Origin of the sequence: Chamaesiphon sp. OTE_8_metabat_110, from assembly GCF_031382685.1 — a bacterium.
Taxonomy (GTDB): Bacteria; Cyanobacteriota; Cyanobacteriia; order Cyanobacteriales; family Chamaesiphonaceae; genus Chamaesiphon.
In genome coordinates this window covers 1-5,685 of the sequence record NZ_JANMZA010000233.1, presented here as the reverse complement: position 1 = coordinate 5,685, position 5,685 = coordinate 1, and the positions used below count along the sequence as shown (strand labels likewise).

The window sequence follows — 5,685 nt, the reverse complement described above, 5'->3', positions numbered from 1 at the left end:
ACATTCTCGCCATCGTAGTCCTATTAATTTTTGTACTAACGTTTTATGCGGGTTGATTGCATATTGCCACCAACCTAAGAAGCCTTCTCTTGGATTCGAGTGGGTTTTACCCTCCGCCGCTTAACCCGAACTGACGTTAATTATTAATTTGGTTTTGAAGATGAGGATTTAAGCCCCACCCTAAAAAACAAATTCTCAATTCTCAATTAATTTAAACGATCGATAACTTGTCATTGACGATCGCGATCGTGCCGTGTTCTTCGGGACTGACGATCGAAATATAGGGTTGGCTGAGATATTTGTCGGCGGCGGTGAGTAATTCCGGCGACGTGAGTCGATCGATTGCCTGGTGGAATTCTACGTCAAAATTAGTACTTAAACCCAACAGCTCGTACCAGCCATAGGTTTGGGCTAACTGTCCGTTCGTTTGTTTGCCCAGTGCATATTGCCCGAGTAGTTTATCCTTAGTCGTCTGGAGTTCGCTGGCCGAGAGCGGTTCCATGCACAAGCGATCGACTTCGGCGCGTAAGCCGCTCACGGCAATACCTGTATTGATTGGATTGGTGCCCATATAGACGGCAAAATGCGACGTATCCAATCGCGTTGGATAAAAGGACGAGACATCATAGGCAAGTCCCCGCTTTTCTCGCAGCTCTACAAATAGGCGACTAGACATCCCATTGCTCAAATAGCTATCGATTAATTTGAGGGCAATGCAGTCGGGATCGTGGATCGGTGGTGCGAGATAACCTAAGATGACGATCGCCTGTTGAGTCGCTTGGTAGTCGATTTGATATTGGGGTTGAGTCGTGACACTGTGAGTCGTTAGGGTTGGCGGTGCGCTCTCGGGTATTTCCCAATCGCCGAATACTTGAGTGACCAAATCGAGGGCTGCCTCGGGGGTAATTCGCCCTGCAAGGCTGATAATTAGTCGATCGGGTCGAATATGCTGCTGATGGTAGTTAACTAAGTCCTGGCGGCTAATGTGGGCGAGTGTTTCCGCAGTTCCCAGACTCGATCGCGAGTAAGGATGATCGCCATATAACAGCGTTCGCAACTGCCGATAGGCATTATTAAATGGTTGCTCGGTTTGCGATCGAATCGCCTGGATAATTTGCTTGCGTTCGAGGGCGATTTGAGCTTCGGGAAAACTGGGACTTCTAAGGATCTCGCCAGCTAATTTGAAGATATCTGCCAAATCGGCTGTGACAGTTTTGAGGCTCAATTTCAGATAATCTGCCGTCGTTTCGGCACCTAGTCCCGCACCCACCGACTCGATCCGATCGGCAATTTCCAACGCCGACAATCGATCTGTTCCTTTAGTCAGTAAGGATGTCAGCAATTGGGCTAATCCGGCTTGCTCCTCTGCCTCCCATCGACTCCCCGCTGGGATAAAAAATCGCCCAGAGACAATATCGGCACTGGGATTGGCGATCGTCAGCACGGTAATCCCATTGGCTAACTGGCTGCGGTGAACGGGGAGATTAATCATTGGTATGGATAATGCAGGGATAGTAAATACACGACTTACGATCCAAGCTACACCATATTAGCGATGGGATGTCGATCGCTATCGGCAAATCGGTTAGGCTATGAAGCGCATTCCCGATTACTCGTTAGGAGTTCTCGTCTTTTGAATCATCTCTTGGATTGTTTCAGTTCCGCCAATTTCATAAAGAACGATCCTCTTGCAGAGGGGCGATGCCAACGCACCATTTTCAATGGTAAAGATTTGCTCGACTGTGGTATCTACAAGCAAATTGCCTTGCAAATCTCTGACGATTTGATGCACGGTAACGACATTTCGATTGTTTTCGTCCGTCTCGAATTTTAAGGCTTCAAGCTGCACTTGAATCACCTGATATTGATTAGTCCAGTATTCGCGCACCGCATCGCGTCCGTAGACAAAACCGCCTGCTACGCCGTTCGCCCATTTCACGTCCGGGTGCATCACCGAGATAATTGTTTCAAGATCGCCTTTGTTGAAGGCTGCGTATAAATTTTGCAGAAACTGTCGATCTGAACTCATAATTATTCACTCTCCAATCCGAATATCATTAAAACAAGAAATTAGCCCAACTATTTATAGGCTGTAACCTGGCGATCGACTCATTTTTTCTTAACTATCTGGAGTATAACCAGTTCTAGCGAGCGGCTTCTTTCAGATTCTTATGACAATTTATCAAATTCTTATAATGTTAGCGAACTTGCTTAGGTGTCATTCCCGTAAGGCGCTTAAACTGCTGGGTGAGATGACTTTGACTGGAGAAGCCTACTTTTGAGGCAATATCCGCAATCGCTAAATCTGTTTTCGACAACAGAAATTTTGCCTGTTCTACGCGCTGTTGAATCACATATTGATGTGGCGCAATTCCCATCGACTGTTTGAATAAACTAGCAAAATAAGTGGGGCTGATATTGATGATGCTGGCAAGTTCCGCCAATGACAAGTCTCGGTCGAGATGAGCGTGAATATAGTCGATTGCCTGCTGCAACTGAGTACGAGTTAAACTTCTATTTTCAGGTGTAATGGTTGGCGTGATGCTAGCATAATGTCTGAGTAAATGAATGGCTAATACTTGGGTAAGTGACTCAACATACAATCGACCCATCACACCATCAGACTCCAACTCAGCTAACAGCAGCATCGCGATCTGATGAAGCTGTAAATCTTGCTTACCGAAACAGTCCACGAGGCTGATTCGGTCTGGATTCAGTTCGGATACTTCAGCGGTTTGTCTAATCAGCTCCGGTTTTAAGTGAATATGCAACGAACAGCAGATACCTTCGCGCCGACTCCAGTACTTCGGTTGTCCAGCGGGAACAAGGACGCTGTCGCCCTTTTTAATAAAGGATTCATACAACCGATTGTCAGACTTTTGGGTGACAAGGACAGGTTGCCCTAATGGTAAGACGAGCCAATGCTCTGATGGGGCGGGAAATTCAACTTCAAATGAAGTTGAAAGATGTTGATACCGCTCGACTAAAATCCCGTCCCAGCCCGCTTGCCGACTGGATAACACCGGAGTTGTCCGATCGAACCGTTGGCTGTTAGTTGCTTTAGGAAGGTTCCCTTTCACAGTCTTTGTTGTCAACATCTATCTCGGCTTTGAACTTATTTATTCGATCTTCCCGCAATAAAGTTACGTGAAAATCTCGGCGATCGTTTGCTGGATGGCTGATGCCGCAGCGTAAGGATCGGGCGCAGACTTAATCGGTCTGCCGACTACGATATAATCGGCACCGTTCATAAATGCAGTCTTGACATCGACCGTTCTTTTTTGATCGTCGCTCTGTTCTTCGGTATTTTCTACAGGTCGGATGCCGGGTGTAACTACCAGAAAGTTAGCGTCTAAACTGGCTCTGAGCGCCTTGGCTTCCCGTCCGGATGAAATCACCCCATCGCAGCCGATCGACAGGGCACGTTTGGCTCTAGACAGCACTAGCGCGTCAGGATCGCACTCGAATCCCAAGTCATTGAGGTCGCCGCGATCGAGACTCGTCAAAACTGTCACCGCCAGGATCTTGAGATCCTGTTTTTCCCGCACGGCAGCTTTTAAAATCTCATCGTTACCATGCACCGTCACAAAGCTAATGCCGCGATTGGTGAGTTGTTTGACCGCCGCGCCGACAGTTTGGGGCACATCAAAAAACTTCAAATCGACAAAAATCTTCTTATCGCGGGATAATAACCATTCGATCGTTTCAAAGTATTTACCACCCAGAAACATCTCCAGCCCTAGCTTATAGAATACGACCGCATCATCGAGCTGTGTAACAATTTCCCGCGCTCGATCGCTATTATCGACATCAAGTGCAAAAATTAGTCGCTCTTTGGGGTCGATCGCTTTTTGTGAGAGATAGGCTCGATCGTCTGACATGATGCTTGCTGACAATATCGTAATGGGATTACTCAAGTTTAGCGGTAAAAGCGAACTGAAAAAAATCGGCAGGGATAATCGATCGATTCCCCCTGCCAATTTCTAACTAGTACTGGGCGGCACAAATTAAGTCACTATTGAGATCTCCCATCCCCCATCTCCCATCTCCCATCTCCCATCTTTTCAGTACTAGCCTCTGGCTTCAGCGGCTCTTTGTTCGTCTTGAGTTTGGGGCGGACGATAGCCATGCTCGAAGGCAAATCTGACTAACTGCGATCTATTTTCGAGATTTAACTTCGTGAGAATATTACTCAGGTGAGTTTGGACGGTACGCGGACTAATAAACAACCTTTGACTGATTTGCTTATTGGTCAAACCTTGGATTACTTCCCAGAACACCCGCGCTTCGGCTGGTGTCAATGGCAGATCTTCTTCTGGCTCGGGATCTTTAGCCTGAGCTACAGCTTCGGATCGATCGTCGCCATACTCATTCCCCAAGTCGCTATCTTCAGGTACTTTTTGCATCAACCGCACCATCTCTGAGTGAATGCGGCGCGAACGTTCGAGTTGAGCTTCAATTTTGGCTAGCAACTCTAATGGCTCGAATGGCTTGGTGATGTAGTCATCCGCGCCGATATAGTGACCTTGAATCCGGTCTTCCAAGTCTTTTTTAGCTGTCAAAAAGATAAATGGTACCAACTGTCCGGGTCTGGTTGCCCGCAGGCGGCGACAAAATTCCAAACCATCCATCCCGGGCATCATGATGTCCGACACGACCAAATCTGGCGGATCTTGAGCGAACAGTTTCAACCCCTGGACTCCAGAGGTGACTACCCGTACTGAATAACCCCGCTTTTCAAGATAGCGCGTGAGTACGGTTTGGAGGGTTTTATCGTCGTCTACTAGTAAGATTTTTTTCACGGTTAAATCCTTTGAGTCAAAATGACTTGGCAGGTAAATGGGTTAAGAATAGGGAAATTAATAAATTTAGATGTGTAGTTTGTGTATTCTAATGAGCAAGAATTTAAATATACGCGGTCAATTGCCTTCAAGTTAGTGAAAAATTGCTAACTTGCTAACTTATCGCTTGTCGATTGTAGTCTAACATCGCGATCGCCGCTAATTGAATCTGGCATGGACAAAATCCGTTACCACAGAAGAGTCGTACGTTGCAATTGTCTAGTTACTCTAGCTATTCATACATACAACTATACAACCAGGAAAGTTACTAAAGATATCCAAAAGCTTTAATCCCCAGCAACCGATCGCTAATTTCTAGCAAAGATAGCTCGAAGATGTTCCTAACTATCCTATTATTCCCGCGATCTGGGAGATCTCACCAATGTAGAAAATATTGATGTCATTTTGTAACTGCGGGTCTGGTGTCGAGGCGATCGAGGTTAAACCGAGCATTCTCTACATCAGAATACCCCAATCACGATCGGATCTGGTGCGATCGCGATCGCGTGCGGGTACATTACAGGCATTAGTTTGACAATGGCTCAAAACGATCGTTAGCCGCTGCAAAATCTTAGTTGGCGCAAAAATTGCGTCAACTAAATAGTACGTGTTCGATCGATCGAGCTGAAGGGGACACAGAGCGTTTCTGCCAGCAGAATTGGCGAGATCGCCTCAATTCTACACTTGGTAAATCTAGTTTTGGCGTTGCTGAATCTGGGTATGATACCAATCGAAATCCCTTGCCCTTACCCCGCCCTCGCCTCCGGCTCTGGCTCCCCTCTGTCTTGTCGTTTTTTTATTAGGGGGGAACCCTAGACATAAAAACGCCGCTCCCAAGCTTGGG

Annotated in this window: 6 protein-coding genes and 1 pseudogene; 2 read left to right on the top strand and 5 right to left on the bottom strand. The window is 46.7% G+C overall.

What is annotated here, in order from left to right; genetic code table 11:
* Positions 1 to 124: pseudogene (locus RMO52_RS08650) on the top strand (IS982 family transposase); the annotation flags it as partial.
* An 87-nt stretch (positions 125 to 211) separates the two neighbouring features.
* Here the strand turns inward: RMO52_RS08650 and RMO52_RS08645 are convergent.
* The 5 genes from RMO52_RS08645 to RMO52_RS08625 form a co-directional block, all read right to left on the bottom strand.
* The gene (locus RMO52_RS08645; protein ID WP_310412944.1) at positions 212 to 1,492 is read right to left on the bottom strand and encodes a pitrilysin family protein; all 1,281 of its coding nucleotides are present in this window, start codon (positions 1,490 to 1,492) and stop codon (positions 212 to 214) included.
* Positions 1,493 to 1,609: 117 nt separating this feature from the next.
* Positions 1,610 to 2,029, bottom strand: a complete 420-nt coding sequence (locus RMO52_RS08640; protein WP_309744644.1) for a nuclear transport factor 2 family protein — start codon at positions 2,027 to 2,029, stop codon at positions 1,610 to 1,612.
* 169 nt (positions 2,030 to 2,198) lie between these two features.
* Positions 2,199 to 3,098, bottom strand: coding sequence for an AraC family transcriptional regulator (locus RMO52_RS08635; RefSeq protein ID WP_309744646.1), 900 nt, complete (start codon positions 3,096 to 3,098; stop codon positions 2,199 to 2,201).
* A 45-nt stretch (positions 3,099 to 3,143) separates the two neighbouring features.
* Positions 3,144 to 3,881 (bottom strand): orotidine-5'-phosphate decarboxylase, encoded by a 738-nt coding sequence (gene pyrF / locus RMO52_RS08630; protein ID WP_310412939.1) that lies wholly within the window; start codon positions 3,879 to 3,881, stop codon positions 3,144 to 3,146.
* 189 nt (positions 3,882 to 4,070) lie between these two features.
* Positions 4,071 to 4,802 (bottom strand): response regulator transcription factor, encoded by a 732-nt coding sequence (locus tag RMO52_RS08625; RefSeq protein WP_309744650.1) that lies wholly within the window; start codon positions 4,800 to 4,802, stop codon positions 4,071 to 4,073.
* Positions 4,803 to 5,238: 436 nt separating this feature from the next.
* Here RMO52_RS08625 and RMO52_RS08620 point away from each other — a divergent pair, with 436 nt between their 5' ends.
* Positions 5,239 to 5,376, top strand: coding sequence for a hypothetical protein (locus tag RMO52_RS08620; protein WP_310412936.1), 138 nt, complete (start codon positions 5,239 to 5,241; stop codon positions 5,374 to 5,376).
* The last annotated feature ends 309 nt before the right edge of the window (positions 5,377 to 5,685 follow it).